Raw genomic sequence first — 26,255 nt, 5'->3', positions numbered from 1 at the left:
AGCGGAGCCACTGCGCCGCGAGGCCGAGGAGTGAGCACCGGCCCGGCAAAGCATGGGAGACTGTGGTGGCTGCGGCGGCCCCACCGCGCGAGCGTCGGACGCCGGCCGAGCACCACTCGGCAGCACCCAGCACCCTTACCGTCACCAGACCCTGCGAGGTACGTCCCACGTGTCGCCCATGGCCCGCTCCGCGTTGGCTCCCAACGCAACGCCGCCGGACCTGATCCGCAACTTCTGCATCATCGCGCACATCGACCACGGCAAGTCGACGCTCGCCGACCGGATGCTGCAGCTGACGGGCGTCGTCGACGCGCGCGCGATGCGGGCGCAGTACCTCGACCGCATGGACATCGAGCGCGAGCGCGGCATCACCATCAAGAGCCAGGCGGTGCGCATGCCGTGGGAGCTCGACGGGACGACGTACGCGCTCAACATGATCGACACCCCGGGGCACGTCGACTTCACCTACGAGGTCTCCCGGTCCCTGGCGGCCTGCGAGGGCGCCGTCCTCCTCGTCGACGCGGCACAGGGCATCGAGGCGCAGACCCTCGCGAACCTCTACCTCGCGATGGAGAACGACCTCACGATCATCCCGGTGCTCAACAAGATCGACCTGCCGGCCGCCCAGCCGGAGAAGTACGCCGAGGAGCTGGCCAAGCTCATCGGCGGCGAGCCCGAGGACTGCCTCCGCGTCTCCGGCAAGACCGGCGAGGGCGTCGAGCCGCTGCTCGACCAGATCGTCCGGCAGCTGCCCGCCCCGACCGGCGACCCCGACGCGCCGGCCCGCGCGATGATCTTCGACTCCGTCTACGACACCTACCGCGGCGTGGTCACCTACGTCCGGGTCGTCGACGGCAACCTCAACCCGCGCGAGCGCATCGTCATGATGTCGACGAAGGCCACCCACGAGCTGCTCGAGATCGGCGTCATCAGCCCGGAGCCGGTCCCGAGCAAGGGCCTCGGCGTCGGCGAGGTCGGCTACCTCATCACCGGCGTCAAGGACGTCCGGCAGTCACGGGTCGGCGACACCGTCACCAACGCGAGCAAGCCCGCCACGAAGGACCTCGGCGGCTACCGCGACCCGAAGCCGATGGTCTTCTCCGGCCTGTATCCCATCGACGGGTCCGACTACCCGGCCCTGCGCGAGGCGCTCGACAAGCTCAAGCTCAACGACGCCGCGCTCGTCTACGAGCCCGAGACCTCCGCCGCGCTCGGCTTCGGTTTCCGCGTCGGCTTCCTCGGCCTGCTCCACCTGGAGATCGTCCGCGAGCGGCTCGAGCGCGAGTTCAACCTCGACCTCATCTCGACCCAGCCGAACGTCGTCTACGACGTGACCATGGACGACGGCAAGCAGATCCACGTCACCAACCCGAGCGAGTTCCCCGAGGGGAAGATCTCCGAGGTGAAGGAGCCGATCGTGCGGGCCACGATCCTGGCCCCGAGCGAGTTCGTCGGCGCGATCATGGAGCTGTGCCAGCAGAAGCGCGGCAACCTGCGCGGCATGGACTACCTGTCCGAGGACCGCGTCGAGATGCGCTACACCCTGCCGCTCGCCGAGATCGTCTTCGACTTCTTCGACCAGCTCAAGTCCCGCACGCGTGGCTACGCCTCGCTCGACTACGAGCCCGACGGCGAGCAGGTGGCCGACCTCGTCAAGGTTCAGATCCTGCTGCAGGGTGAGTCCGTCGACGCCTTCAGCGCGATCGTGCACAAGGACAAGGCGTACGCCTACGGCGTGATGATGGCCGGCAAGCTCAAGGACCTCATCCCGCGCCAGCAGTTCGAGGTGCCCATCCAGGCCGCGATCGGCTCACGCATCATCGCCCGCGAGAACATCCGCGCCATCCGCAAGGACGTGCTCGCCAAGTGCTACGGCGGCGACATCAGCCGCAAGCGCAAGCTGCTCGAGAAGCAGAAGGAGGGCAAGAAGCGGATGAAGATGGTCGGCCGCGTCGAGGTCCCGCAGGAGGCCTTCGTGGCAGCCCTCTCGAGCGACGCCGACCAGGCCAAGACCAAGAAGTGACGGGTGGTGCCCCGCCGGGAGGTGGGGCACCACGCCTCTTCGGCGGTGGTACCGGATTCGGTTACCGGTCGGTAGCATCTCGGCATGGCCGACGTCTACGCCCTCTACCGCCGCCTCGAGCGACGCCCGCTCGGACGCTGGGCCTTCGCCCGCGCGTTCACGACGGCGGCTCCGTACTTCCGCAGCGTGCGCCCGCGCGTCGTGGCGGTCGAGCCGAACCGGGCGGTCGTCGTCGTGCCCAAGCGACGTCGCGTCCAGAACCACATCGGCACGGTGCACGCCATCGCGGCGTGCAACGGTCTCGAGGCGGCGATGGGCCTGCTCGCCGAGGCGAGCATCCCCGCCACGCACCGGTGGATCCCCAAGGGGATGGAGGTGCGCTACGTCGCGAAGTCGACGAGCGACCTCACGTGCACGGCCACGACGGAACCCGCGGCTTGGCAGGACGGCCGGACGGACGTTCCCGTCCGGGTCACGGCGACGCGCACCGACGGCACCGTCACCGTCGAGGGCACCATCCACCTCCACGTGACGCCCCGCTGAGGCGAAGCGCCGCAGCCCAGCGGTTCGAGGATCAGTCGCCGAGGAGCCTGCGGCGCAGGCGGTCGGTGTCGGACGCCGTCCAGCCCTGCGCGTCGAGCCAGCCGAGCGCGCCGCCGTAGCGCTCGTCGAGGGCGGCGAGCAGCAGGCGCATCGTGTCGGTCGTGGGCGACTGCTGCGCCACGGTCTTGTCGCGCAGGTTCGCGGCATACGCCGGCTTGACCCGCAGCCGGTCCATGATGGCCGCGACGCGCTCGGCCGACGCCGCGTAGTCGGCGATGACGAGCTCGTCGGGGACGCCGACGGCCTTGAGCGCCAGACCCACGACGGTCCCGGTCCGGTCCTTGCCGGCCGCGCAGTGGACCACGACTGCGCCGTCGCTGGAGGCGATGACGTGCAGGGCGGCGACCACCGAGTCGGGGCGGCTGGCGAGGTAGCCGAGGTAGTGCTCCGACCAGAACTCGTCGTGGCTCTGGTGAGGGCTGCGGCGCTGCTCGGGCTCGGTGGGCGGCTCCGGAGAGACCTCGGAGGCGGCGACCGTGGCGGCGTGGCGGCGCTCGTCGGTCTCCCATGGCAGGGCCCGCTCGGCGGCCGGGATGCCCGACTCGACGCTGTCCTCGCGGTAGAGCGTGTGGTGGTGGTGGCGCACGCCCGGGACGGCGCGCAGCGGCCCGTCGCCCTCCTTGGCGACCTCGACGTGCGTGCGCAGGTCCACGACGTCGCGCAGGCCGAGACCGGAGACCAGCACCTCGACCGACCCGGGCGTCAGGTCCTGGAGGTTGTCCGAGCGCAGCAGCCGACGCGGACGGACGGTGTCGCCACCGGCAGTCACCATCCCCCCGAGGTCACGCATGTTGACGACGCCGTCGAGCTCGATCCAGTTGGGGCGGTACACCCCTGCACCATATGCGACCCCCGAAAACCGGTTGCACCGCTGCGACCACCCTCAGATATCTTGACGTCGAGATACTTTGACGACCCGTGCGAGAGCACGGCAGAGGACGGAGCACGCCCGTGACGGCGACGACGCACCCACCGTTGACCCATCGCGGCATCCCCGTCGACCGGGACCTGCGCATCCTCGCGCTCGGGTCCTTCGCCAACCGCTTCGGTGCCGGCGCGGTCCTCACGACGAGCGCCCTCTACTTCACCCGGCAGGTCGGGTTCAGCGCGACCGAGGTGGCGCTCGCCATGTCGGTCTCGGCGATCGTGGGCATCGTCGTGCAGGTCCCGGCGGGCCATCTCGGCGACATCCGAGGACCGCGTCAGGTCCTGACCGCGTTCATGGCGGGCGCCGCGGTCTTCAGCGCCCCGCCGGTCCTGGCGAGGACGCCGTGGATGCTCGCCCTCCTGCTCGGGCTGCTCGCCCTCTTCGAGCGCGGCGCCGGTGCCGTCAACCAGGGCGTCATCGCGCAGCTGGCCACCGGCGGACGCGGCGTCCTCTTCAAGGCGTACCTGAGGGCGGTCACCAACACGGCCCTCGGGCTCGGCTCCGTCTTCGGCGGTGCCGCGCTGGTGATCGACGAGCGCTGGGCCTACGTCGCGGTCTTCGTGCTCAACGCGCTCTTCACCGGCTTCGCCGCCTGGAACTCCACGCGGCTGCCGCACCTGGCTCCGCACACCCGCGCCGAGGGGGAGCCGCGACTCGCGGTCATCCGCGACTGGCCGTACGTCGTCATCACGGTCATCACCGGGCTCTTCTCGCTCCACTTCTTCGTCATGGAGCTCGGTCTCGCGCTCTTCGTCTCGGCCCGCACGCAGGCCCCCACGGTGATGGTGGCCGTCCTGCTGATCCTCAACACCGCCGCGGTGGCGCTCTTCCAGGTGCGCCTGTCCCGCCGGGCCGACTCCGTCGAGGCCGGCGCCCGCGCCCTCGTGCGCGGGGCGTGGTGGATCGCGGGCGGCTTCGCCATCGTCGGGCTCGCCGAGCGCGGCACCATGTGGGTGGCCATCGCGGCGCTGGTCGTCGGCTCGCTCGTGCACGTCGTCGGCGAGATGATCGGCTCGGGCGGCCAGTGGGGCCTGCAGATGGGCCTGGCGCCGCACGAGCGGCAGGGGCAGTACCAGGGCTTCGCCGGCCTCGGCTTCAGCGTGCTGGCGGTCGTCGCCCCACCGGTCGTCACCTGGTTCTGCGTCGACCGGGGCGAGGTGGGCTGGCTCATGCTCGCCGGGTTCATGGTGGTCATCGCGCTGGTCTCGGTCCCGGCAGCCCGCTGGGCGCTGCGCTCCCGTGCCCGCTACGGCGTGACGACGCACTCCGGCTGACCTCCTCCGAGCCGCTGAGGGCGGTGGACGGGGCACCGCGGCACGGCTGGGACAATGGAGGTATGCCGCCCTCCGCCCTTCCCGACGGCGACCCCGCCCCCGCGACGGGGGAGCTGCCTGCAGCAGCGCTGGCCGACCTGCCCACGACCGACCTCGGTATCTACGTCCACGTCCCGTTCTGCACGGTGCGCTGCGGCTACTGCGACTTCAACACCTACACGCTGAGCGAGCTGGGTGGCCCGGGCGCGAGCATCGGCATCGACACCTATGCCGACGCCGCGCTGCGCGAGCTCGACCTCGCACGAGACGTGCTGGGCGACGAGGCTCCGCCTGTGTCGACGGTGTTCGTCGGGGGTGGGACCCCCACCATGCTGAGGTCAGGTGACCTCGTGAAGGTGCTGGACGGCATACGCGACCGTTTCGGGCTGGCCCCGGACGCGGAGGTCACGACCGAGGCGAACCCCGACTCGGTGACGCCCGAGTCGCTGCGCGAGCTCGCCGAGGGCGGCTTCTCCCGCGTGTCGGTGGGCATGCAGTCGGCCGTGCCGCACGTGCTGCGCACGCTCGAGCGCACCCACGACCCCGACAACGTCGCGCGCGCGGTGAGGGCCGCCAGGGACGCGGGCCTGCAGGTGAGCGTGGACCTCATCTACGGCACGCCGGGGGAGTCCCTCGACGACTGGCGACGCAGCCTCGAGGCGGCCATCGCGCTGGAGCCCGACCACGTGTCCGCCTACGCGCTCGTCGTCGAGGAGGGCACGAAGCTGGCCGCGCAGGTGCGTCGCGGGCTCGTCGCCGCCCCCGAGGACGACGACGAGGCCGACAAGTACGAGCTGGCCGACGAGCTGCTGACCGCGGCCGGCTTCGGCTGGTACGAGGTGAGCAACTGGGCCCGCACCGAGCAGACCCGCTGCCGGCACAACGTCGCCTACTGGTCCGGCACGAACTGGTGGGGGGTCGGTCCCGGAGCGCACAGCCACGTCGGGGGCGTGCGGTGGTGGAACGTGAAGCACCCGAGCGCGTATGCCGCCCGGCTGGGTTCCGGGGCGTCGCCGGCGCACGCACGCGAGGCCCTCAGCGACGAGCAGCGCTACGACGAGCGTGTGCTCCTCGGCACACGCCTCGTCGAGGGCCTGCCCGTCTCGGATCTGCGAGGATCGGGGCGCACCGCGGTCGCCCGACTCATCGCCGACGGGCTCGTCGAGGGGCCTGCCGTCCTCCGGGACGGGCGAGTGGTGCTCACGCGGCGCGGGCGGCTGCTCGCGGACACCGTGGTCCACCGGCTCCTCGCCGACTGAGGAGTCGACGACGAAGGAGCCCCCATGACACAGACCGTGCCCGAGCGGGTGCCTGAGAGCGTGCCCGAGAGCGTGGGCGAGACGGCAGCCGCGACCCCGGCGCAGGCCGTGGCGCGGGCCCGGGAAGCCTTCGACAGCGGCCGCACGAAGCCACGTGCCTGGCGGGAGGGGCAGCTGCGCGCCCTGCGCACTCTGCTGGTCGAGCACGAGCACGAGGTGGCCGAGGCGCTGCACGGCGACCTGGGCAAGAGCGCCACCGAGGCGTGGATCACCGAGACCGGTTTCGTCGTGCGAGAGATCGACCACACCCTGCGCCACCTGCGTGCGTGGACCGCTCCGCGGCGGGTGCCCGTACCCGTCTCCCTGGGCCCCGGCCGAGCCAGGGTGGTGCGGGAGCCCCTCGGCGTCGTCCTCGTCATCGCGCCCTGGAACTACCCGGTCCAGCTGTGCCTCGCCCCGCTGGTCGGGGCCCTGGCCGCGGGCAACGCCGTCGTGGTCAAGCCGAGCGAGGTGGCCCCGGCGACATCGGCGCTGCTGGCGCGACTGCTCCCGCGATACCTCGACCGGTCGGCCGTGCACGTCGTCGAGGGGGGTGTCCCGGAGACGACCGCCCTGCTCGCCGAGCGGTTCGACCACATCTTCTACACGGGCAACGGGACGGTCGGCAGGGTCGTGCTCGAGGCGGCGGCCCGCCACCTCACCCCGGTGACGCTCGAGCTGGGCGGCAAGTCGCCGGCCTACGTCTCCGACGACGCCGACCTGGCGGTGACCGCGCAGCGGCTCGTGTGGGGCAAGTTCACCAACGCGGGCCAGACGTGCGTCGCGCCCGACTACGTCCTCGCGACGCGCAAGACCATCGAGGCGCTGAAACCGCTTCTCGCCCAGGCGATCACGAGCGCCTTCGGGGCGGACCCCTCGCGGTCGGCGGAGTACGGCCGCATCGTCAGCACGCGTCACTTCGAGCGGCTCACCGCCATGGTCGAGCACGACCGGGTCGTCATGGGCGGCCGGTCGGACGCCGCGACCCGCTACCTGGAGCCGACCGTGGTCGAGGTCGACGATGCCGACGACCCCGAGCAGCTCGTCATGCAGGAGGAGATCTTCGGGCCCGTGCTGCCACTCGTCGAGGTCGATGACCTCGATAGCGCGATCGACTTCGTCAACCGGCGGGAGAAGCCGCTGGCGCTCTACGTCTTCACCCGCTCCGACCGGGTGCGACAGCGCTTCACGCGCGACACCTCGTCAGGGGCGCTGGCGTTCAACGTGCCCCTCGCCCACCTGGCCGTGCCCGGCCTGCCGTTCGGGGGGGTCGGCGCCAGCGGGACGGGCGCATACCACGGGGAGCACTCGGTGGAGCTCTTCTCGCACGCCAAGTCGGTGCTCTCGCTGCCGACCCGGCCTGATGCGATGGTCTTCGTGCGACCGCCCTTCACGGCCGTCAAGGAGGCGGTCGTCAACCGGGTGGCGTTCCCCGGGCGGCGCACCCGCTGACCGCTCGGGACTGCCCGAATGACACGGGTGTCATTAGCACATCAGGGTGCCCGAGGGTTGCAAGTGCACTGGCGTGTCGCATGTGATTTCTGGGAAAGGACGCACCGGATGGTTCCTATGTCCTAGATTGCGGGTGCACCTCACCTGCAACCCAGGAGACCGACATGCCCATGGCCCCTGCCGACCAGGCTGCCGGCGTCCCGCGCGTGCGTCCGCGCGTCCGCCGCGGGCTCGCGCTCGTGCTCACCGCCCTGGCCGTGCTGGTCTCCACCGTCGGTCTCGCCGGGCCCGCCCGCTCGAGCGAGTGGATCGTGCTGTGCACCGGCTACGACCCCTGCCAGGGCGCCGGCTACGCGAACGCGGGCTACAAGGACACCGGCGCGACGAGCTACTGGCTACAGTCGACGGGCCACAACTGCACCAACTACGTGGCCTACCGCCTCGTCAAGAACGGCCTGCCCAACGTCAGGCCGTCGAGCCTGAGCGGCAATGCCCTGAACTGGGGCCCGTCGTTCCCGGCGCAGACCAACACGAGCCCGGCCGTGGGCTCCATCGCCTGGTGGGACTCCTCGTTCTCCTCGACCGGGCACGTCGCCTACGTAGAACAGGTGCTCTCGGCCTCCGACATCATCGTCTCCGAGGACAACTGGGGTGGAGACTTCCGCTGGCGCCGGGTCACGCTCACGGGTGGACGCTGGCCCAAGGGTTTCATCCACCTCAAGGACCAGGGCCCCACGGTCGCCACCGACACGCGCGCGTGGCAGGTCGCCGCTCCGGCTCGGCTGCTCGACACCAAGACCGGGATCGGGGCACCGGTGGCCCGGGTCCAGGCCGGGAAGGCCGTCACCGTGCAGGTGACGGGTCGGGCCGGGGTGCCGTCGACGGGCGTCGCCACCGTGCTGCTCAACGTCAACGCGACCGCCCCGTCCGCCCCCGGCTACCTGACCGCCCACGCCGACGGGACGACCCAACCCGGCTCGCGCGCCGCCTCGTACGCCGCAGGCGGGGTGACGACCACCCTCGTCTCGAGCCCCGTGGGCGTGAACGGCAAGGTGCGGATCTACTCCTCGGCCGCGACCGACCTGTCGGCCGATCTCGTCGGCTGGTCCCCGAGCGGCGGCTACGTGTCCGGGGGCGCTCCGGTGCGGGTCCTCGACACGCGCACGGGGGTGGGGACACCGAAGGCGCGGCTGGCCGCCGGTGGCACACTCACGGTGCCGCTGGCCGGCAAGGCCGGCATCCCGGCGACGGGTGTGGCCGCCGTGCTCCTCGACGTCTCCGCGTCCGCGCCCGCCGCAGGTGGGTGGCTGACGACGTGGCCGACCGGCGCCACGCGTCCCGGCGCGCCGCAGGTGCGCTACGAGACCGCGGGTGCCGCCACGGGACTCGTCGAGGCGCGCCTCGGGACGAACGGCGCGGTGTCGATCAGCTCGAGCGCCCAGACCGACGTGCTCGTCGACGTGGTCGGCTGGCTGCCGACCGGCGCCGACCAGGTGCCCGTCGGACCCACCCGCATCCTCGACAGCCAGAGCGGGCTGGGCTACCCGGTCGGCCGGGTGGCTGCCGGCCAGGCCCCGAGCGTGCCCGTCGTGGGCAAGGCGGGGGTGCCGGCCAGTGGGGTGCGGGCCGTGCTCCTGACCGTGACGGTGGTCTCGCCGACCGCCGCCGGCTACGTCACGGCCTACCCCAGCGGCTCGGCCGAGACGCCCTACGCCAGCCTCAAGTACTCGTCCGGGCGCACGGTGACCAACACCGTCCTGGTGCCGGTCGGCCTCGACGGGAAGGTCCGGGTCAAGACGTCGGCAGCCGCCTACCTCATGGTGGACGTCCAGGGCTACGTGCGCTGGTGACGCGGTAGCCCGGGCGTGAGCGGGCCGACCTGGCTCACGCCCCGGGCTCGGTGACGAAGTCGATGAGCTCCTCGACGCTCGCGAGGAGGGTCGGCTCGAGGTCGGCGTAGGTGCGCACCGTGCCCAGGATGCGCTTCCACGCGTGCGCGATGTCGGCCTGGCTGGAATGGGCCCAGCCCAGCTCGGCGCAGATGCCGTGCTTCCACGACGTGCCGCGCGGGATGACCGGCCACTGCTGCCAGCCGAGGCGCTCGGGACGCACGGACTGCCAGACGTCGACGTAGGGGTGGCCGAGGATCTTCACGTGCCTGCCGAGCCCGGGAAGGGCCCGGGCCTGCTCGACGATGCGCGCCTCCTTGGTGCCGGGCACGAGGTGGTCGACGAGCACGCCCATCCGCCGTCCCGGTCCCGGCTGGAACTCGGCGATGATGCCCGCCAGGTCGTCGACGCCGTCCATGAGCTCGACGACGACGCCCTCGACGCGCAAGTCGTCTCCCCACACCTTCTCGACGAGCTCGGCGTCGTGCCGGCCCTCGACGTAGATGCGCGACCCGCTCGCGACCCGGGCGCGTACGCCCTCGACAGCCACCGACCCGCTCGCCGTCCGTGACGCGGCCTTGCGCGCGGCCGCGAGCGCGGCCCCGGCGGCGGCGGTGGGTGGGGTCAGCGTGACGGGCGCGCCGTCGAGGAGGAAGCCAGGCCCGAGGGGGAACGCCTTGGTGCGACCGCGGCGGTCCTCGAGGTGCACCACGTGCATGCCGCCGGCCTTCTCGACGCGCACGACCGCACCGACCCAGCCCGTCTCCACCTCCTCCACGACGAGGTCCGGCTCGGCCGGGGTGGGGGTGGAGCGGCCACGCCGCGGGGCACGCCAGTCGCCGCTGAGCACGTCTGATCCGTAACGGTCGTTGGGGGACACGACACGGGAGCGTATGCCGCCCGGCCGGCTGCGCCCCGGCCGCCACGCGGGCGCGGGCACACCCGGGTCGAGGCGTCCCGGCATACCGTTGGACGGAATCGGAGATCCGACGCGCACCACGTAGACTTGGCACTCGTCAACCGAGAGTGCCAGAGCGCCCCGTGGGGCGATGCGTGGCGTGTGCGAGACCCGTGAAGGAGGGACGCGATGAGCGAGGACCGCAGGTTGATGGTGCTGCGCGCCATCGTTCAGGACTACGTCCAGACCTCCGAGCCCGTCGGTAGCAAGGCCCTCGTCGAGCGGCACCATCTCGGTGTCAGCGCGGCAACCGTGCGCAACGACATGGCGCTGCTGGAGGAGGAGGGCCTCATCCACGCGCCGCACACGTCGGCGGGCCGGGTGCCCACCGACGCCGGCTACCGCCTCTTCGTCGACCGGCTCAGCGCCATCAAGCCCCTGGGGCCGGGGGAGCGGCGCGCCATCAGCCAGTTCCTGCAGGGCGCCGTCGACCTCGACGACGTCGTCGACCGCACCGTGCGGCTCCTCGCGAGCCTGACCCGCCAGGTAGCGGTGGTGCAGTACCCGTCGCTGACCCGCTCGACGGTCCGGCACATCGAGCTGGTCCCCCTCGGCGCCACCCATTTGATGATCGTCCTGATCGTCAACACGGGGCGGGTCGAGCAGCGCGTCGTCGACACCGGCCGCTCCCTGGCGGGCCCCGACGGCGAGGGGCTGGTCGCCTCGATGCGCGCTCACATCAACGAGGTGGCCGCCGGCGTGCCGTTCACGGTGGCAGCCACCCGGCTGCGGCGCCTCGTCGAGGACACCGACGGCGAGAGCGGCACCGACGCCGGCGACCGGGCCGCGATGCGGGCCGTCGTCTCGGCCCTCGGGGGCGCGCTCGTGGAGGAGCGCGAGGAGCGCGTCGTCCTGGCCGGCCAGGCCAACCTCGCCCGCTCCGGCGCCGACTTCCCCCGCACCATCGGCCCGATCCTCGAGGCGCTGGAGGAGCACGTGACCCTGCTGCGCCTGCTCGGTCAGCTGGGCGATGACCCCGACCTCGTCTCGGTGCGCATCGGCTCCGAGAACCCCGTCTCGGGCCTGCAGACGACCTCGCTCGTGTCGATGGGGTACGGCTCCGGAGCCGAGCGCGTCGCGAGCCTGGGCGTCCTCGGCCCGACGCGCATGGACTACCCCACGACGATGGCCTCCGTCCGTGCCGTCGCCCGCTACGTCTCCGAGATCCTCGACGACAACCAGACCACCTGACGAGCACCACCTGACCAGCACCACCTGACCAGCACCACCTCGGACGGTCCGCCGACGCGGGCCGCACCGGAACCGAAGAGCACACACCGAAGGAACCAGCTTGAACGACTACTACGCCGTCCTCGGGGTCTCGCGCGACGCGAGCCAGGAGGAGATCAAGAAGGCCTACCGTCGACTGGCCCGCAAGCTGCACCCAGACGTGAACCCCGGCCCCGAGGCCGAGGAGGAGTTCAAGCGGGTGTCGCAGGCCTACGACGTGCTGTCCGACCCGCAGAAGCGGCAGTCGTTCGACATGGGTGCCGACCCCTTCGCCACCGGTGGTGGCGCGGGCTTCGGCGCGGGTCAGGGGTTCTCGTTCAGCGACGTCATGGACGCCTTCTTCGGCGCGGGTGCCACGGCAGGGTCGCGCGGGCCGCGTTCGCGGGTGCAGCGCGGCCAGGACGCCCTGGTCCGGCTCGACATCGACCTGGCCAAGGCCGTCTTCGGCTCCGAGGAGGAGCTGACGCTCGAAACGGCGGTGGGCTGCAAGCGGTGCGACGGCGACGGTGCCGAGCCCGGCACGGGTCGCCAGACCTGTCCGATCTGCCACGGCACCGGTGAGGTGCAGCAGATCCAGCGCAGCTTCCTCGGCCAGGTCATGACCTCGCGCCCCTGCGTCAACTGCCAGGGCTTCGGCTCGACGCTGACCGACCCCTGCCACGACTGCTCCGGTGACGGCCGCGTGCGCACGCGGCGCACCCTCAAGCTCAAGGTGCCGGCCGGCGTCGACACCGGAACCCGCATCCAGCTGACCGGCGAGGGCGAGGTCGGTCCCGGCAACGGCCCCAGCGCCGACCTCTACGTCGAGATCCGCGTCGTCAACCACGAGACGTACACCCGCCGGGGCGACGACCTGCACTGCAGCGTCGAGCTGCCCATGGCCGCGGCTGCGCTGGGCACGAGCTTCAAGCTGTCGACCTTCGACGGCATGCAGGACCTCGAGATCAAGCCCGGCACCCAGAGCGGCGACGTCCTCACCCTGCGCGGCCTCGGGGTGACGCACCTGCGTCACGGCGGCCGCGGCGACCTGCTCGTGCACGCCACGGTGCAGACGCCGACCCGGCTCACCGAGGAGCAGGAGGAGCTGCTGCGGCAGTTCGCGGTCCTGCGCGGCGAGGACAGCCCCCAGGGTCGCCTCACGCCGGCCAACAAGGGGCTGTTCGGCAAGCTGCGCGACGCCTTCAAGGAGAAGTGACCCTCCCCGTGAGCGCGCGGTGACCCACCAGCTCTTCCTGGGAGAGCCCGCGACGGTCGCCCAGGCCGTCGTCGGCGCCTCCCTGCTGCTCGACGGCGACGAGGGCCGTCACGCGGCCACGGTCGTGCGCGTGCGCCCCGGCGAGCGCTGCTTCGTGGCGGACGGCGCCGGGCGACGGGTGCTGCTCGAGGCCACCGAGGTCGACCGCTCGTGGGTGCGGGGCAGGGTGCTCGACGTGACCGACGAGCCGGAGCCCGCGCCGCGACTCGTCCTCGTCCAGGCGCTGGCCAAGGGCGACCGCGACGAGCAGGCGGTCGAGGCGGCCACCGAGCTCGGGGTCGACGAGGTCGTGCCGTGGCAGGCCGACCGGTCGGTCGTCGTCTGGCGCGGTGACCGGGCAGCGAAGTCGCTCGCCAAGTGGGCGGCCGTCGTGACCCGGGCGACCAAGCAGTCCCGGCGCGCACGTATGCCGGCGACGACCTCCGTGGTCGGCCTCGACGCGCTCGCCGCCCGGGTGCACGACGCGGCCCTCACCCTCGTCCTCCACGAGGACGCCACCGAGCCGCTCGCCTCCGTGGAGCTACCCGGCTCCGGTGACGTGCTCGTCGTCGTCGGTCCGGAGGGCGGGATCACCCCACGAGAGCTGGATGCGCTCAGCGCAGCTGGTGCCCGGCCCGTCCGGCTCGGCTCGACGATCCTGCGCGCCTCGTCCGCAGGCCCGGCGGCGCTCGCCGTCCTCAGCGCCCACACCCGCTGGCGCTGATCGCCCACGGCGGCGACGGCATACGCCGGTCGCTGCGGGCCGATCGGTGGAGGTGAGACCGCGCCCTTGGGAGGGTCGCGATCACCTCGACCCAGGGTGCGTGGGTCAGCGCGCGGTCAGGGGGACGCGCTGCTCCGCCACGGTGCTGCCGTCCTTGGCGCTGCCCTCGAAGACGCGCAGCACGTAGCTGCCGGCGGGCACGGGCTTGGTCGAGAAGGCGTAGGGCGCCCGCGCCGGCGCGGACTGGGCCGCGGTGGTGACCCCCTTGTCGACGCGCCTGCCGTTCCGGAGCAGCTCCCACTCGACGGTCGCCTCGAAGGTGCTCGCGACGCCCGTGACCCGAAGGGGTGCGCCTGCCGTGACGACGGACCCGCGGGCCGGCTCGTCCACCCAGATGGGTGCCACCTGGTCGAGCACCGCCATCGGGTCGGTGGGCCGCGTGTAGGACGACGTCACGGGGTGCCCGGGCGAGATCTGGGAGCCGCCGTCGGCGAGGGTGAACCTGACGGGGAGCGTCTTGCCGAGCGCGGCCTGCACGGTCCACACCAGCTGCTCGGTCGCGAGCGGCTCGGCCGAAGCGCTGCCGGACGACAACCGGACGGTGATGCCCCCGGGGCCGAGGAGCACGGACTGCGGCGACACGCCGTTCCAGGCCGAGCGGTAGGGCGCGCCGGCCGGCGGCGTGCCCATCGCCAGGCGAAGGGCGGCGAGGACTCTGCTCTGGCTCGTCGCCGGTGCGCCCGCCGTCGTGGTCACGAACTCACGGAAGAGGCGGACCGGGGCCCCGCTCGCGACGGGCCCCAGGTAGTAGACCGGGACGCTGACCGGGACGGTGGCGGGAGGCGGGACAGCGCTGGCGGACGCCGGCACCGTCGGAGGCGGTGAGGTCGGCTCGGCCGTCTGCGTGGGGATGCTCGACGGGCTGCCGGACGGTGTCGGGGCGGTCGCGGGTGGCGTCGTCGCGGTCGGCGCCGTCGCCGCGACCGGCGGCGCCTGCACGGGAGGCCGGTTGACCGCCCACAGGGTCCCCGCCACGAGCAGGGCGGCGGCGGCCGCCGCGGCGGGGAGCAGCCAGCGCCGGTGCCGGCTCTCCACCCCTTCCGGTGACCCGGACGACCCGCCCCGGACGGAGGAGAAGGACTCCCCGTGCGCGTCGGCGAGGATCGCCCCGAGCCGGTGGCTGGGGGTGACCGACCGGGCGTCCTGCTCGAGCGCTCGGCGCAGGCGGTCCTCGGTCGGTCCCAGTCCGCGGTCGATGCCGCTGTTCCCGCTCTTCACGGGGGTCCCGTCGGGCTCGTCCTCGGCGCCGCGGAAGGATCCGGTGGGGACGGGGTTCATGACAGCTCCAGGGGGTCGATGGTTCGGCGCAGGCTCGTGAGGCCACGGTGGGCGTGGGTCTTCACGGCTCCGGGCGAGATCTCGAGCGCGGCGGCGATCTGCGCCTCGGACAGGTCGGCGTAGTAGCGCAGCACGAGGACCTCGCGTTGGCGGGCCGGCAGGGCGTGGAGGGCGCGGGCGATGGCGGCACGCTCGGCCGACCTCAGGGCCTCGACCTCCGCGCTGCCGTGGTCGACTCGACCGTGCGCGTCCGCGGCCGCGGCGTCGCGGGCGTTCTGTCGGTCGACCACCACCTGGTGCCGCTGGACCGAGCGGCACCCGTTGACGACGGCCGCGTGCAGGTAGCCGACGACGCGGCCGCCGTCCCGGATGGAGGCCCAGTTGCGGTGCGTGGCGACGAAGGCGTCCTGCACGACGTCCTCGGCGGCGAGCTGGTCGCGCAGCAGCAGCCAGGCGAGGCGCACGAGCCGGTGCCAGTGCGCGTCGTAGAGCTCGGTCACCGCGACGTCCGGGTCGCCCGGAAGGTCGGGGCCCGGCCGCGAGGGAGTGCCGTGGAGGTCAGGCCGGGGGTCGGGCCGGGGGTCGGGGCAGGGGTCGCTGAGCTGGCCGGCCGGCATACCCAACGTTCTCACGGACGGTAGACGCGTTCGGGGACGCGAAGGTTGACATGCCTGCCGACGTCCTAGGGTGCAGTCATGACCTCGCAGACCTCCAGTGACTGCCTCTTCTGCAAGATCGTCGCCGGCGAGATCCCGTCGGACCGGGTCGCCGAGACCGAGCGGTCCATCGCCTTCCGGGACATCAGCCCGACCGCGCCGGTCCACGTGCTCGTGGTGCCCCGTCGGCACGAGCCCACGGTGGGGGCGCTCGCGGCTGCCTCGGCGGACGACCTGGCCGACGTCTTCCGGCTCGCCGCGCAGGTGGCCGAGCTGGAGGGGGTCGCGGGCGCCCACCGGATGATCGTCAACACCGGGCCGGGCGCCGGACAGACGGTCTTCCACGCGCACGTGCACGTCCTCGGCGGTGCCACCTTCACCGAGGGGCGGATGGTGTGAGCGGCGAGCTGGACGGCTCGGAGGAGAAGGCCCAGGGCGACGAGGCACCCGCCGGCGCCGTGGCGAAGGACGACGCGGCGGTCACCAAGCCGGCGGAGCCCGTCGACGACCTGGTCACCACCCACCACACCCTCAAGGTCGGCCGCCGCGGCCTGCGCTACACCGCGACGACCGGCCGCGTCGTGCTGCGCGAGGAGGAGCACAAGGACGGCACGTTCGGCGGCCACAAGGCGCGGGCGGAGCTGTCCATGACGAGCTACGTCCTCGACGACGCCGACGCGCGCACCCGGCCGGTGACCTTCGCCTTCAACGGCGGCCCCGGCAGCTCGAGCGTCTGGCTGCACCTGGGCCTGCTCGGCCCGCGGCGGGTCGTCAGCGGCGACGTGGGCGCCCTCGTGCCGCCGCCCTACGACCTCGTCGACAACCCCGAGTCCCTGCTCACCGTCAGCGACCTCGTCTTCATCGACCCCATGTCGACCGGCTACTCCCGCGCCGTCGAGGGCGGCAAACCGGGCGAGTACCACAGCTACCAGAAGGACGTGGAGTCCGTCGCCGAGCTCATCCGCCTCTGGACCTCGCGCAACGGACGCTGGATGTCGCCGAAGTTCGTCGCCGGCGAGTCCTACGGCACCCTGCGCGGCGCCGCGCTCGCCGAGCACCTCCAGTCCCGCTACGGGATGTACCTCAACGGGCTCGTCCTCATCAGCAGCGTCCTCGACCTCAGCTCGGTGGACTTCGAGAACCAGCGCAACGACCGCGCCCACGCCCTCTACCTGCCGACGTATGCCGCCGTGGCCCACTTCCACGGCAAGCACGCCGGGCGCTCCCTCCGCGACGTGCTGGACGAGGCAGAGGCGTATGCGGCCCGCGACTACCCGTGGGTGCTGTCGCGCGGCAACCGGCTCACGGCGGCGGAGCGCGCCGAGGCGGTGTCGACCGTGGCCCGCCTGTCCGGCCTCACCGAGGACTACGTCGACCGCGCCGACCTGCGCATCGAGCACTGGCGCTACTTCACCGAGCTGCTGCGGGACCAGCGGCTGTCCGTGGGCCGGCTCGACGCCCGCTACACCGGGCCCGCCGCTGCCGCCATCGCCGAGAACATGGACGCCGACCCCTCGCACGACGCGCTCACCGGGCCGTATGCCGCCGCCTGGAACCACTACGTCCGCGACGAGCTCGGCTACCGCAGCGACCTGCACTACGAGCAGATCTCGCGGCTCGTGCACCCGTGGTCCTTCAAGGACTTCGAGGGCCGGCCGGTCGACGTCTCCCCGAAGCTGGAGCGGGCCATGCGGCAGAACCCGCACCTGAAGGTGCACATCGCCTACGGCTACTACGACGGGGCGACGCCCCACTTCGCGGCGGAGGACGTGGTCGCGCACCTGCAGCTGCCCGAGGACCGGCTCGCGAACGTCGAGCACGCGTACTACGAGGCCGGGCACATGATGTACGTGCACGAGCCGTCGCGGCTGCGGCAGAGCGCAGAACTGGCGGATTTCGTGGTGAGGAGCGCGAGCCGCGACACGTAGACTCGTGTCCACGATGAATGATGCGCAGCCACGACCATCCGAGCCCGACGGCCACCTCGACAGCGACCTCGATCGAGACCTCGACAGCGACCTCGACAGCGACACCGCAGGACGCCCCGCAGGCGCCCGGAGCGCAGCTGCTGGTCGTGGTGCCGGCCGGGTGCTGACCCGGGAGATCCCGCCGCCGATCGAGATGGTGACCCTGCTCGGCCCGCGTGACGAGCTGCTGCGCACGATGGAGCGCCAGTTCCCGCTCGTCGACACCCACGTGCGCGGCAACGAGATGACCTTCACCGGGCCGGCGGGCGAGCTCGAGATCATCGACAGCCTCGTCGACGAGCTGCTCGTCATCGTCGAGACCGGCCAGCCGCTCAACCGCGACGCGGTGGAGCGCTCGATCTCGATGCTGCGCAGCCAGACGGTGGAGCGTCCCGCCGACGTGCTGACGATGAACATCGTCAGCAACCGCGGCCGTACCATCCGACCCAAGACGCTCAACCAGAAGCGCTACGTCGACGCGATCGACCAGCACACCATCGTCTTCGGCATCGGCCCGGCCGGCACCGGCAAGACCTACCTCGCCATGGCCAAGGCCGTGGCGGCCCTGCAGGCCAAGCAGGTCAACCGCATCATCCTCACGCGACCGGCTGTCGAGGCGGGGGAGCGGCTGGGCTTCCTGCCGGGGACGCTCAACGACAAGATCGACCCCTACCTGCGGCCGCTCTACGACGCGCTGCACGACATGGTCTCGCCCGAGACCATCCCCAAGCTGATGGCCTCCGGCACGATCGAGGTCGCCCCGCTCGCGTACATGCGCGGCCGCTCGCTCAACGACGCCTTCATCATCCTCGACGAGGCGCAGAACACCTCGGGCGAGCAGATGAAGATGTTCCTCACGCGCCTGGGCTTCGGGTCCAAGATGGTCGTCACCGGCGACATCACCCAGGTCGACCTGCCCGGGGGGACCCGCTCCGGGCTCCGGGCCGTGCGCGACATCCTCGGTGACGTCGAGGACATCCACTTCGCCGAGCTCACCTCGCACGACGTCGTACGCCACCGGCTCGTCAGCGCGATCGTCGACGCCTACGACCGCACCGACGCCCGCGACCGCAAGCGGGCCGCGCGCCGTGGCGCCGAGGGTGAGCGGGGCGGGCCGACGGCGGCCAAGCGGACGCGGTCGCGCAGTGCGTCGGCCACCTCGGGTGGGTCGTCGGCACCATCGGGCTCGTCGCCCGACGAGGCGCTGGCCCAGGAGGACCCGGCGTGAGCATCGACGTCCTCAACGAGACCGACCACGACGTCGACGCGCTCGAGCTGCTGGCCTGTGCGGCATACGTCATGGAGCAGATGCGCGTGCACCCGCAGGCCGACCTGTGCATCAAGCTGGTCGACGAGGACGCCATGGAGGTCCTCCACGTGCAGTGGATGGACCTGCCCGGTCCCACCGACGTCATGAGCTTCCCCATGGACGAGCTGCGGCCCGGTCGCGAGGGCCAGGAGCCCGAGGAGGGCACGCTCGGTGACATCGTCCTGTGCCCCTCGGTCGCCACGAAGCAGGCGGCCGAGGCCGGTCACGCGCCCATCGAGGAGATGCTGCTGCTGACGACGCACGGCATCCTGCACCTGCTCGGCTACGACCACGCCGAGCCCGACGAGGAACGCGAGATGTTCGAGCTGCAACGCCAGCTGCTGCTCACGTTCCTCGCCACGCGCAACCGACCGAGCGCCTGAGCGCCGGCCCCGACTCGAGAGAACGAGATGCTCCCGCAGTTCGCCCTCCCGGCCCTGATCAGCATCGTCGTGGCGTTCCTGCTGGCGGCCGCCGAGGCCGCCATCTTCCGGATGTCGCGCGTGCGAGCCCAGGAGCTCTTCGACGAGGGCCGGTCGGGGGCCAGGTCACTGGTCACCGTGGTCGGCGACTCGCCGCCCTACCTGTCGGTCATCGCCTTCCTGCGCGTCGTCGCCGAGGCGACCGCGGCCGTCCTCGTCACGCTGGCCGTCGCGGCACGGCTGGAGTCGACGTGGAGCCGAGCCCTGACCAGCATCGCCATCATGGCCGTCGTCTCCTTCGTGGTCGTCGGGGTGTCCCCGCGCACGCTGGGCCGGCAGAACTACGACACGGTGGCGCTCTGGAGCGCGCCGTTCGCCGTCGCCCTGCGCCGCGTGCTCGGTCCGCTCGCCAAGCTGCTCGTCGTGCTCGGGAACGCCGTGACCCCGGGCAAGGGCTACACCGACGGGCCGTTCCAGACGGAGTCCGAGCTGCGCGACCTGGTCGACATGGCGGGCGACACCGACGTCATCGAGGCCGACGAGCGCGAGATGATCCACTCCGTCTTCGAGCTCGGCGACACGGTGGCCCGGGCCGTCATGGTCCCGCGCACCGACATGGTGACGATCGACGCCGACAAGAGCCTGCGCAGCGCCATGTCCCTCTTCCTCCGCTCCGGGTTCTCCCGCATCCCGGTCATCGGCGAGGACAGCGACGACGTGCGCGGCCTGCTCTACTTCAAGGACGTCGCCCGCCGCCTCAACGCCGCCCCGGAGGACGGGCGCCACCCGGCCACCGAGGTGATGCGGCCCATGCACTTCGTGCCCGAGAGCAAGCCCGTCGACGACCTGCTGCGGGAGATGCAGCTCGAGCAGAGCCACTTCGCGATCGTCGTCGACGAGTACGGCGGGACGGCGGGGCTCATCACGATCGAGGACATCATCGAGGAGATCGTCGGCGAGATCGCCGACGAGCACGACCGTGAGGCTCCCGGCGTCGAGCAGCTCGAGGACGGCACGCTCCGGGTGCCGGCGTCGATGGACATCGACGACCTCGCCGAGCTGTTCGACGTGACCATCGACGAGGACGACGTCGACACCGTGGGTGGCCTGCTCACCAAGGTCATCGGGCGGGTGCCGATCGTCGGGTCGTCCGGTACGGTCGCTGGGCTGGAGCTGACGGCCGAACGGATGGCCGGACGCCGCCACCGGGTCGCGTCGGTCATCGTGCACCGCGTGTCGGCGCCGGACGACGACACGGAAGTCACCGAGGCGCACACCAAGACGGAGGACGCCCATGGGCACCCAGGACGCTGAACCCACGCAGAGCGAGGGCGCGGGCGCCCTCCCCGGTGGCCGCTCCGAGGACTACCGGGCGGGGTTCGCCTGCCTCGTGGGCCGGCCCAACGCGGGCAAGTCGACCCTGACCAACGCCCTGGTCGGCCAGAAGGTCGCCATCACGAGCTCGAAACCGCAGACGACCCGGCACACCATCCGCGGCATCGCCACGACGCCGACGGCGCAGGTGATCCTCGTCGACACCCCCGGCCTGCACAAGCCGCGCACCCTGCTCGGCGAGCGGCTCAACGACCTCGTCCGCGAGACGCTCCTCGAGGTCGACGTCATCGGCTTCTGCCTGCCCGCCGACCAGCGCATCGGGCCCGGCGACACGTTCATCGCGAACGAGCTCAAGGAGCTGCGCTCGGTGCGCCGTCGTCCGGTGGTCGCCATCGCCACCAAGGCCGATGCCGTCGACCGTGAGCGGCTCGCCGAGCACCTCATCGCGATCGACCGGCTGGGGGAGTGGGACGCCATCATCCCCTGCTCGGCAGTCTCGGGAAGCCAGGTCGAGGAGGTCCGCGACGTCCTCGCCTCGTTCCTGCCCCGCTCGCCGCAGCTCTACCCCGATGGCGTGCTCACCGACGAGCCCGAGATGGTGATGATCGCCGAGCTGGTCCGCGAGGCGGCGCTCGAGGGCGTGCGCGACGAGCTGCCCCACTCGCTCGCCGTCGTCGTCGAGGAGATGGTGCCGCGCGAGGGCCGGCCGGAGGACAACCCGCTGCTCGACGTGCGCGTCAACGTCTTCGTGGAGCGTCCGAGCCAGAAGGCCATCGTCATCGGGCGCGGCGGCTCCCGGCTGCGCGAGGTCGGCACGAACGCCCGCCGGGGCATCGAGGCGCTCCTCGGCCAGAAGGTCTACCTCGACCTGCACGTCAAGGTCGCCAAGGACTGGCAGCGCGACCCCAAGCAGCTGCAGCGCCTCGGTTTCTGACTGCGCGCCAACGGATTTCGCGCTCGCGGGCGCGTCGTCTAGCCTGCCGCGATGAGCAGCCCCATCCAGCGCCGTGTCGGCCAGGTCTTCGTCCCCGTGCGCGACATGCCCGCGGCGATCGGGTGGTATGCGGCCCTGCTCGGTTTCGAGCCGGGTGAGGCCACCCACGGCGGCACCATCTACGACATCCCCAGCGACGGGGAGACCCGCCTCGCCCTCGACGCGAACCGAACCGATCACACGCCGTCAGGCCCGCCGCGCTTCTTCCTCTGGACCGACGACATGGCAGCCACCGTCGCCCACCTGCGCCGGCTCGGGGTCACGATCACCTCGGACGTCGAGGACATCGGCAGCGTCGTCTTCGTCCAGTTCGAGGACCCGGACGGCAACGCGCTGATGGTCTGCCAGCGCGCCTGACGGCGACCCTGCGGTCGTACACTCCCTCCGAGGAGGCGGACATGATGGAGACAGCCGCGCACGACCACGAGCTCGAGGTCCTCGAGGACGACCAGACCGTGCCCCCGCGTCCCGAGGAGCAGATCGCCGACGCGCGCGACGAGGACGTCTCCCCGCCGGTGGACGACAGCCGTCCACCGGCGTGACCGAGGCACTCCACCCTGCCGCGGCGCCGCGCCGACGCTTGGCCGCCCGACCGGAGCCTTCAGGAACCGCTCGGCGGCGGCGCGGGGAGCTGCTCGTTCTGCTGCCCCTTGCCGAGGTCGATGCGGAAGCCGACCGGATCTCCGGTGTCGGGGTCGACCGTGCGCCCGACCAGCGTGCTGCCCGACTCCCACAAGAGGGCGTCGGAGACCTCGTCCACCGGTAGCGCCACCGACGCTGTGCCGAGGGCCAGGCCGAGCACGAGCGGCCGCATCCCTTTCGTCCCGGCGGGATGCGTCAGTACCAGCACCCGCTCGGCACCCGGTGAGACGTGGGCTTCGACGGACGCGCCGCAGGCGATCTCGTCCGGCTCCACCGCTGTCCCGTCCATCCAGTGGGCACACACCTCGGAATCGCCGGCCGCGCCGAGCATCACCACGGTCCGCTCGGGCGCGTAGGAGCCGGCGTCCGCCGCGGCCACGCCGAACCATCGGGCCGGGGCGCCGGCCGTCCAGCTGCGAGAAGCCAGGTCGTAGGTCGCAGGCCGGCTCACCGGAGCTCCGGCGCCCTCCTGGGCGTCGGGCACCTGAGCGTCGACGACGGTGATCTGCCCGTTCTTCCACGTGGCGAGTCGCGGCCTCGTCGGTCGTGACGTCGGCAGGTCGACGTCGGTGCGGCGCCCGCCACGGGCGGCGTCGAAGATCGCCAGTCCGGTGGCGTGGTCTGCACCAGGACCGACCAGCAGGGCCACCCCTCCGGGGACGGTGAGGGCATCGACGACATGGCGGCCTCGCCACAGCTCGCGGACGGCCGGCCCGGCCTCACTGAGTGACCAGGCGACCTCGTCGCCCGAGTCGAGGAGCCCGACGACGAGGAAGGACTGGGGCGTGTCCCAGCCGGGCTGCCCGACCGACCGCACGTAGAGGACGCGGCCGGGCTCGTTGCCGAGTCGGTGTGTCCTCCCCTTGGTCGTGACGGTCATCCGCCCGTGCGCTGCGGGGGCGTCCGGACCGAGCCAGATGGGCGAGAACTCACCGCCGGCCGGCAACCGCGACACCCACGTCCACGCCGCGTCCTGCTCGCGCGCAGGGGTGCTCGTCGAGGCCGAGCGAGTGGGCACGGTGGAGATGGGCATGGTCCGTGCAGGAGCGGGCGCACCTCGCGTGGGCCCGGGGAGGACCGAGACGACGACTGCCGTCACGGTCGTCGTCACAGCGAGGGCGGTTGCGACGCCCACTGCTCGGCGCACCGATCGCCGGCGACGAGCGCGGCCCATGATGTCTGCGGCAAGCAGCGTCGCACCGAGGTCGCTGTCGTGCTCGCGCAGGGTCTCCGCGAGCGCCGTCGTGGTGGGGTCGGTCATCGCAGCTCCTCCTGGAGTGGGCGCTCGGCCAGGGCGTGCCGGGTGCGCAGGGTCGACAGGCCACGCGAGAGCTGGCTCTTGACCGTGCCGACCGACACACCGAGAGCGTCGGCTATGTCCTTCTCCGGCAGGTCTTCGTAGAAACGCAGGACGAGCACGACCCGCTGACGGGGCGGCAGCGTGGCGAGGAGGCGCCACATCGCGTCGCGCTCCTCGGGGGCGGTGCTGAACCCTTCACCGCGCCCGAGAGAACGGTCGGACGAGGTCCGCTCCTCGGTGGCCCTGCGTCGGGTGAGGCGTCGCCACCGCGAGATGTGGTTCCGGGCCAGTGCGCTTCTCGTGTAGGCCACGGGCATCCCCGCACGAACGACCCTGTCCCATGAGAGGTACACGCGCTCGAGGGTGTCCTGCAGCAGCTCCTCCGCGTCCGCGGGACAGCCGGTGAGCAGGTGGGCGTAGCGCAGCAGGGCCATCGAGTGGGCGGCGACGAAGGAGGTGAACTCCTCGTCGACCGGCGATGGGTGCATCGAGATCCTTTCCCCTGTCCGACGACGGTGCATCGTGTCATCCCTTGCACGTCGCCGCTCGCCGGAAGGTTGCACCCGGAAGCGGCTCGGATGTAGGGAGTGCCAGGAGTCGACGCCTGCGGACAGGCCCTCTCGCTCTGGCCATCGCAGCTGACGCGGGCCCACAGGGCCCACGCCTCGGCACGGGAAGTCTCACGATCCGGGCCCGCGGTCCCGAGCGGTGGACGCGGACGGAGCCACCGGCATACGGTGGCGTGGTGCGAGCGGTGAGCCTCCTCCTTCTCTGCCGCGACGAGGCCTGATCCCGGCCCTCCTCGTCGCGGAGTTTCCCGTGTCCGGCCGGACACCGAGCGAGACGCAGATGAAGAGAGTGCAGCGATGATCCACCCCCAGCAGACGTCGGGAATGCCGTTCCAGAAGTACGTCCCGTTCCACGAGCAGATCCCGTTCGACCTGCCCGACCGCACCTGGCCGACCAAGCGCATCGAGAAGGCGCCCCGGTGGTGCGCGGTCGACCTGCGCGACGGCAACCAGGCGCTCATCGACCCGATGAACTCCGAGCGGAAGCTGCGGATGTTCCAGCTGCTCGTGAAGCTGGGCTACAAGGAGATCGAGATCGGGTTCCCGTCGGCGAGCCAGACCGACTTCGACTTCTGCCGCGAGCTCATCGAGGGCGGCCACATCCCCGACGACGTGACGATCCAGGTGCTGACGCAGTGCCGCGACCACCTCATCGAGCGGACCTTCGACGCGATCCGAGGGGCGAAGGAGGCGATCGTCCACTTCTACAACTCCACCTCGGTCCTGCAGCGCCGCGTCGTGTTCGGGCTGGACCAGGACGGCATCGTCGACATCGCGGTGCAGGGTGCCCGGCTGATCAAGAAGCTCGAGGAGACGATCCCCGACACGACGATCTACTACGAGTACTCGCCGGAGTCCTACACCGGCACCGAGCTCGACTTCGCCGTGCGGATCTGCAACGCCGTCATCGACGTGATCGACCCGAGCCCCGACCACAAGATGATCGTCAACCTGCCGGCCACGGTGGAGATGATCACCCCGAACGTCTACGCCGACTCCATCGAGTGGATGGTCCGCCACCTCGACCGCCGGGAGTCGCTCGTCGTGAGCCTGCACCCCCACAACGACCGCGGCACCGGGGTCGCCGCCGCCGAGCTCGGCTACCTCGCCGGCGCCGACCGCATCGAGGGCTGCCTGTTCGGCAACGGCGAGCGCACCGGCAACGTCGACCTCGTCACGCTCGGCATGAACCTCTTCAGCCAGGGCGTCGACCCGCAGATCGACTTCAGCGACATCGACGAGATCCGGCGCACGGTGGAGTACTGCAACCAGCTGCCGGTCGGTGAGCGCCACCCCTACGGCGGCGACCTCGTCTTCACGGCCTTCAGCGGCTCGCACCAGGACGCCATCAAGAAGGGGTTCGAGGCGATGGAGGTCGAGGCGAAGGAGAAGGGCACCAGCGTCGACGACCTCGTCTGGGGCGTTCCCTACCTGCCGGTCGACCCGCACGACCTCGGCCGGTCCTACGAGGCGGTCGTCCGCGTCAACAGCCAGTCGGGCAAGGGCGGCGTCTCCTACATCATGAAGTCCGAGCACCAGATGGACCTGCCCCGGCGGCTCCAGATCGAGTTCTCGGGCGTCGTGCAGCGGGGCGTCGACCAGGACGGTGGCGAGGTCGCTCCCGCCGAGCTGTGGTCCCGGTTCCAGGACGAGTACCTCCCCAACCCCGCCAAGCCGTGGGGCCGCTTCGAGCTCGTCAACGTCGTCACCGACTCGACGGTCGACGGCGCCTCGACCATCGAGGCCACGGTCACCGACCACGGTCAGCCGGTCACGATCACCGGTCGGGGCAACGGCCCGATCGCGGCGTTCCTCGACGCCTTCATGACGATCGAGGGCACGCCCGACATGCGCGTCCTCGACTACGCCGAGCACGCGCTCTCGGCAGGTGGCGACGCCCGCGCCGCGGCCTACGTCGAGTGCGCCATCGGCCCGCGGGTGCTGTGGGGTGTCGGGGTCGACTCATCGATCGTGACGGCCTCGCTCAAGGCCGTCGTGTCCGCCTGCAACCGCGCCTACCGCGACCGCATCGCCGAGGAGGCCGCGGCAGCGGGTGCAGCCGGCTGAGGTA

General features: G+C 71.8%; 24 protein-coding genes. 18 read left to right on the top strand and 6 right to left on the bottom strand.

Going from position 1 to position 26,255, the window contains the following annotated elements:
- Nucleotides 1-178 precede the first annotated feature (178 nt).
- Together lepA and LQK93_RS01220 are read left to right on the top strand one after the other, a co-directional pair.
- On the top strand, nucleotides 179-2,023 hold the full coding sequence (gene lepA, locus LQK93_RS01225) for a translation elongation factor 4 (protein WP_374969765.1): 1,845 nt from the start codon (nucleotides 179-181) through the stop codon (nucleotides 2,021-2,023).
- Between the two features lie 84 nt (nucleotides 2,024-2,107).
- The gene (locus LQK93_RS01220; protein ID WP_374969764.1) at nucleotides 2,108-2,566 is read left to right on the top strand and encodes a hotdog fold domain-containing protein; all 459 of its coding nucleotides are present in this window, start codon (nucleotides 2,108-2,110) and stop codon (nucleotides 2,564-2,566) included.
- A 31-nt stretch (nucleotides 2,567-2,597) separates the two neighbouring features.
- Here the strand turns inward: LQK93_RS01220 and LQK93_RS01215 are convergent, their stop codons facing one another.
- Nucleotides 2,598-3,458, bottom strand: coding sequence for a tyrosine-protein phosphatase (locus LQK93_RS01215; protein ID WP_374969763.1), 861 nt, complete (start codon nucleotides 3,456-3,458; stop codon nucleotides 2,598-2,600).
- A 119-nt stretch (nucleotides 3,459-3,577) separates the two neighbouring features.
- On the opposite strand from LQK93_RS01215, the gene LQK93_RS01210 reads away from it, so the two are divergent.
- The 4 genes from LQK93_RS01210 to LQK93_RS01195 all read left to right on the top strand — a co-directional run bounded on the left by LQK93_RS01210 (nucleotide 3,578) and on the right by LQK93_RS01195 (nucleotide 9,467).
- Nucleotides 3,578-4,828 carry an MFS transporter gene (locus LQK93_RS01210; RefSeq protein WP_374969762.1) on the top strand — a complete coding sequence of 417 codons (1,251 nt, stop codon included), beginning with the start codon at nucleotides 3,578-3,580 and terminating at the stop codon, nucleotides 4,826-4,828.
- A 62-nt stretch (nucleotides 4,829-4,890) separates the two neighbouring features.
- Nucleotides 4,891-6,126 carry a radical SAM family heme chaperone HemW gene (gene hemW / locus LQK93_RS01205; protein WP_374969761.1) on the top strand — a complete coding sequence of 412 codons (1,236 nt, stop codon included), beginning with the start codon at nucleotides 4,891-4,893 and terminating at the stop codon, nucleotides 6,124-6,126.
- Nucleotides 6,127-6,150: 24 nt separating this feature from the next.
- A complete protein-coding gene (locus LQK93_RS01200) occupies nucleotides 6,151-7,617 on the top strand; it encodes an aldehyde dehydrogenase family protein (protein ID WP_374969760.1) in 1,467 nt (488 codons plus the stop codon).
- 164 nt (nucleotides 7,618-7,781) lie between these two features.
- A complete protein-coding gene (locus LQK93_RS01195) occupies nucleotides 7,782-9,467 on the top strand; it encodes a CHAP domain-containing protein (RefSeq protein WP_374969759.1) in 1,686 nt (561 codons plus the stop codon).
- A 34-nt stretch (nucleotides 9,468-9,501) separates the two neighbouring features.
- Here the strand turns inward: LQK93_RS01195 and LQK93_RS01190 are convergent, their stop codons facing one another.
- The gene (locus LQK93_RS01190; protein WP_374969758.1) at nucleotides 9,502-10,386 is read right to left on the bottom strand and encodes a DUF3097 domain-containing protein; all 885 of its coding nucleotides are present in this window, start codon (nucleotides 10,384-10,386) and stop codon (nucleotides 9,502-9,504) included.
- Nucleotides 10,387-10,593: 207 nt separating this feature from the next.
- Here LQK93_RS01190 and hrcA point away from each other — a divergent pair, with 207 nt between their 5' ends.
- The 3 genes from hrcA to LQK93_RS01175 all read left to right on the top strand — a co-directional run bounded on the left by hrcA (nucleotide 10,594) and on the right by LQK93_RS01175 (nucleotide 13,652).
- Entirely contained in the window at nucleotides 10,594-11,655 is a 1,062-nt protein-coding gene (gene hrcA / locus LQK93_RS01185) for a heat-inducible transcriptional repressor HrcA (protein WP_374969757.1), read from the top strand.
- A gap of 100 nt (nucleotides 11,656-11,755) precedes the next feature.
- Nucleotides 11,756-12,889, top strand: a complete 1,134-nt coding sequence (gene dnaJ / locus LQK93_RS01180) for a molecular chaperone DnaJ (RefSeq protein ID WP_374969756.1) — start codon at nucleotides 11,756-11,758, stop codon at nucleotides 12,887-12,889.
- Nucleotides 12,890-12,908: 19 nt separating this feature from the next.
- Nucleotides 12,909-13,652 carry a 16S rRNA (uracil(1498)-N(3))-methyltransferase gene (locus LQK93_RS01175; RefSeq protein WP_374969755.1) on the top strand — a complete coding sequence of 248 codons (744 nt, stop codon included), beginning with the start codon at nucleotides 12,909-12,911 and terminating at the stop codon, nucleotides 13,650-13,652.
- 105 nt (nucleotides 13,653-13,757) lie between these two features.
- On the opposite strand, the gene LQK93_RS01170 is transcribed toward LQK93_RS01175, so the two are convergent.
- Nucleotides 13,758-14,990, bottom strand: a complete 1,233-nt coding sequence (locus tag LQK93_RS01170; protein ID WP_374969754.1) for a Gmad2 immunoglobulin-like domain-containing protein — start codon at nucleotides 14,988-14,990, stop codon at nucleotides 13,758-13,760.
- The gene (locus LQK93_RS01165) at nucleotides 14,987-15,607 is read right to left on the bottom strand and encodes an RNA polymerase sigma factor (protein ID WP_374969753.1); all 621 of its coding nucleotides are present in this window, start codon (nucleotides 15,605-15,607) and stop codon (nucleotides 14,987-14,989) included. The genes LQK93_RS01170 and LQK93_RS01165 overlap by 4 nt, the downstream gene beginning before the upstream one ends.
- A 78-nt stretch (nucleotides 15,608-15,685) precedes the next feature.
- On the opposite strand from LQK93_RS01165, the gene LQK93_RS01160 reads away from it, so the two are divergent.
- The 8 genes from LQK93_RS01160 to LQK93_RS01125 all read left to right on the top strand — a co-directional run bounded on the left by LQK93_RS01160 (nucleotide 15,686) and on the right by LQK93_RS01125 (nucleotide 22,215).
- Entirely contained in the window at nucleotides 15,686-16,045 is a 360-nt protein-coding gene (locus tag LQK93_RS01160) for an HIT domain-containing protein (protein WP_374969752.1), read from the top strand.
- Nucleotides 16,042-17,574 carry a S10 family peptidase gene (locus tag LQK93_RS01155; RefSeq protein ID WP_374969751.1) on the top strand — a complete coding sequence of 511 codons (1,533 nt, stop codon included), beginning with the start codon at nucleotides 16,042-16,044 and terminating at the stop codon, nucleotides 17,572-17,574. Before LQK93_RS01160 ends, LQK93_RS01155 begins: the two co-directional genes overlap by 4 nt.
- Before the next feature lie 193 nt (nucleotides 17,575-17,767).
- Complete coding sequence (locus LQK93_RS01150) at nucleotides 17,768-18,841, top strand: PhoH family protein (RefSeq protein ID WP_374971426.1); 1,074 nt, start codon at nucleotides 17,768-17,770, stop codon at nucleotides 18,839-18,841.
- A complete protein-coding gene (gene ybeY / locus LQK93_RS01145; protein WP_374969750.1) occupies nucleotides 18,838-19,305 on the top strand; it encodes an rRNA maturation RNase YbeY in 468 nt (155 codons plus the stop codon). The genes LQK93_RS01150 and ybeY overlap by 4 nt, the downstream gene beginning before the upstream one ends.
- 27 nt (nucleotides 19,306-19,332) lie before the next feature.
- Nucleotides 19,333-20,658 carry a hemolysin family protein gene (locus LQK93_RS01140; RefSeq protein ID WP_374969749.1) on the top strand — a complete coding sequence of 442 codons (1,326 nt, stop codon included), beginning with the start codon at nucleotides 19,333-19,335 and terminating at the stop codon, nucleotides 20,656-20,658.
- Entirely contained in the window at nucleotides 20,639-21,613 is a 975-nt protein-coding gene (gene era / locus LQK93_RS01135; RefSeq protein ID WP_374969748.1) for a GTPase Era, read from the top strand. The genes LQK93_RS01140 and era overlap by 20 nt, the downstream gene beginning before the upstream one ends.
- Nucleotides 21,614-21,664: 51 nt before the next feature.
- A complete protein-coding gene (locus LQK93_RS01130) occupies nucleotides 21,665-22,030 on the top strand; it encodes a VOC family protein (protein ID WP_374969747.1) in 366 nt (121 codons plus the stop codon).
- A gap of 41 nt (nucleotides 22,031-22,071) precedes the next feature.
- Nucleotides 22,072-22,215, top strand: coding sequence for a hypothetical protein (locus LQK93_RS01125; protein ID WP_374969746.1), 144 nt, complete (start codon nucleotides 22,072-22,074; stop codon nucleotides 22,213-22,215).
- A gap of 59 nt (nucleotides 22,216-22,274) precedes the next feature.
- Here LQK93_RS01125 and LQK93_RS01120 read toward each other — a convergent pair whose 3' ends face one another.
- Both LQK93_RS01120 and LQK93_RS01115 read right to left on the bottom strand, forming a co-directional pair.
- Nucleotides 22,275-23,576, bottom strand: coding sequence for a hypothetical protein (locus LQK93_RS01120; protein ID WP_374969745.1), 1,302 nt, complete (start codon nucleotides 23,574-23,576; stop codon nucleotides 22,275-22,277).
- Nucleotides 23,573-24,103, bottom strand: a complete 531-nt coding sequence (locus tag LQK93_RS01115) for a SigE family RNA polymerase sigma factor (protein ID WP_374969744.1) — start codon at nucleotides 24,101-24,103, stop codon at nucleotides 23,573-23,575. The genes LQK93_RS01120 and LQK93_RS01115 overlap by 4 nt, the downstream gene beginning before the upstream one ends.
- 378 nt (nucleotides 24,104-24,481) lie before the next feature.
- On the opposite strand from LQK93_RS01115, the gene leuA reads away from it, so the two are divergent.
- A complete protein-coding gene (gene leuA, locus LQK93_RS01110; RefSeq protein WP_374969743.1) occupies nucleotides 24,482-26,251 on the top strand; it encodes a 2-isopropylmalate synthase in 1,770 nt (589 codons plus the stop codon).
- Nucleotides 26,252-26,255 lie beyond the last annotated feature (4 nt).

The sequence above is a fragment of the Terrabacter sp. BE26 genome (genome assembly GCF_041941675.1).
Lineage (GTDB): Bacteria > Actinomycetota > Actinomycetes > Actinomycetales > Dermatophilaceae > Terrabacter.
This window is presented reverse-complemented; position numbering and strand designations above follow the sequence as displayed.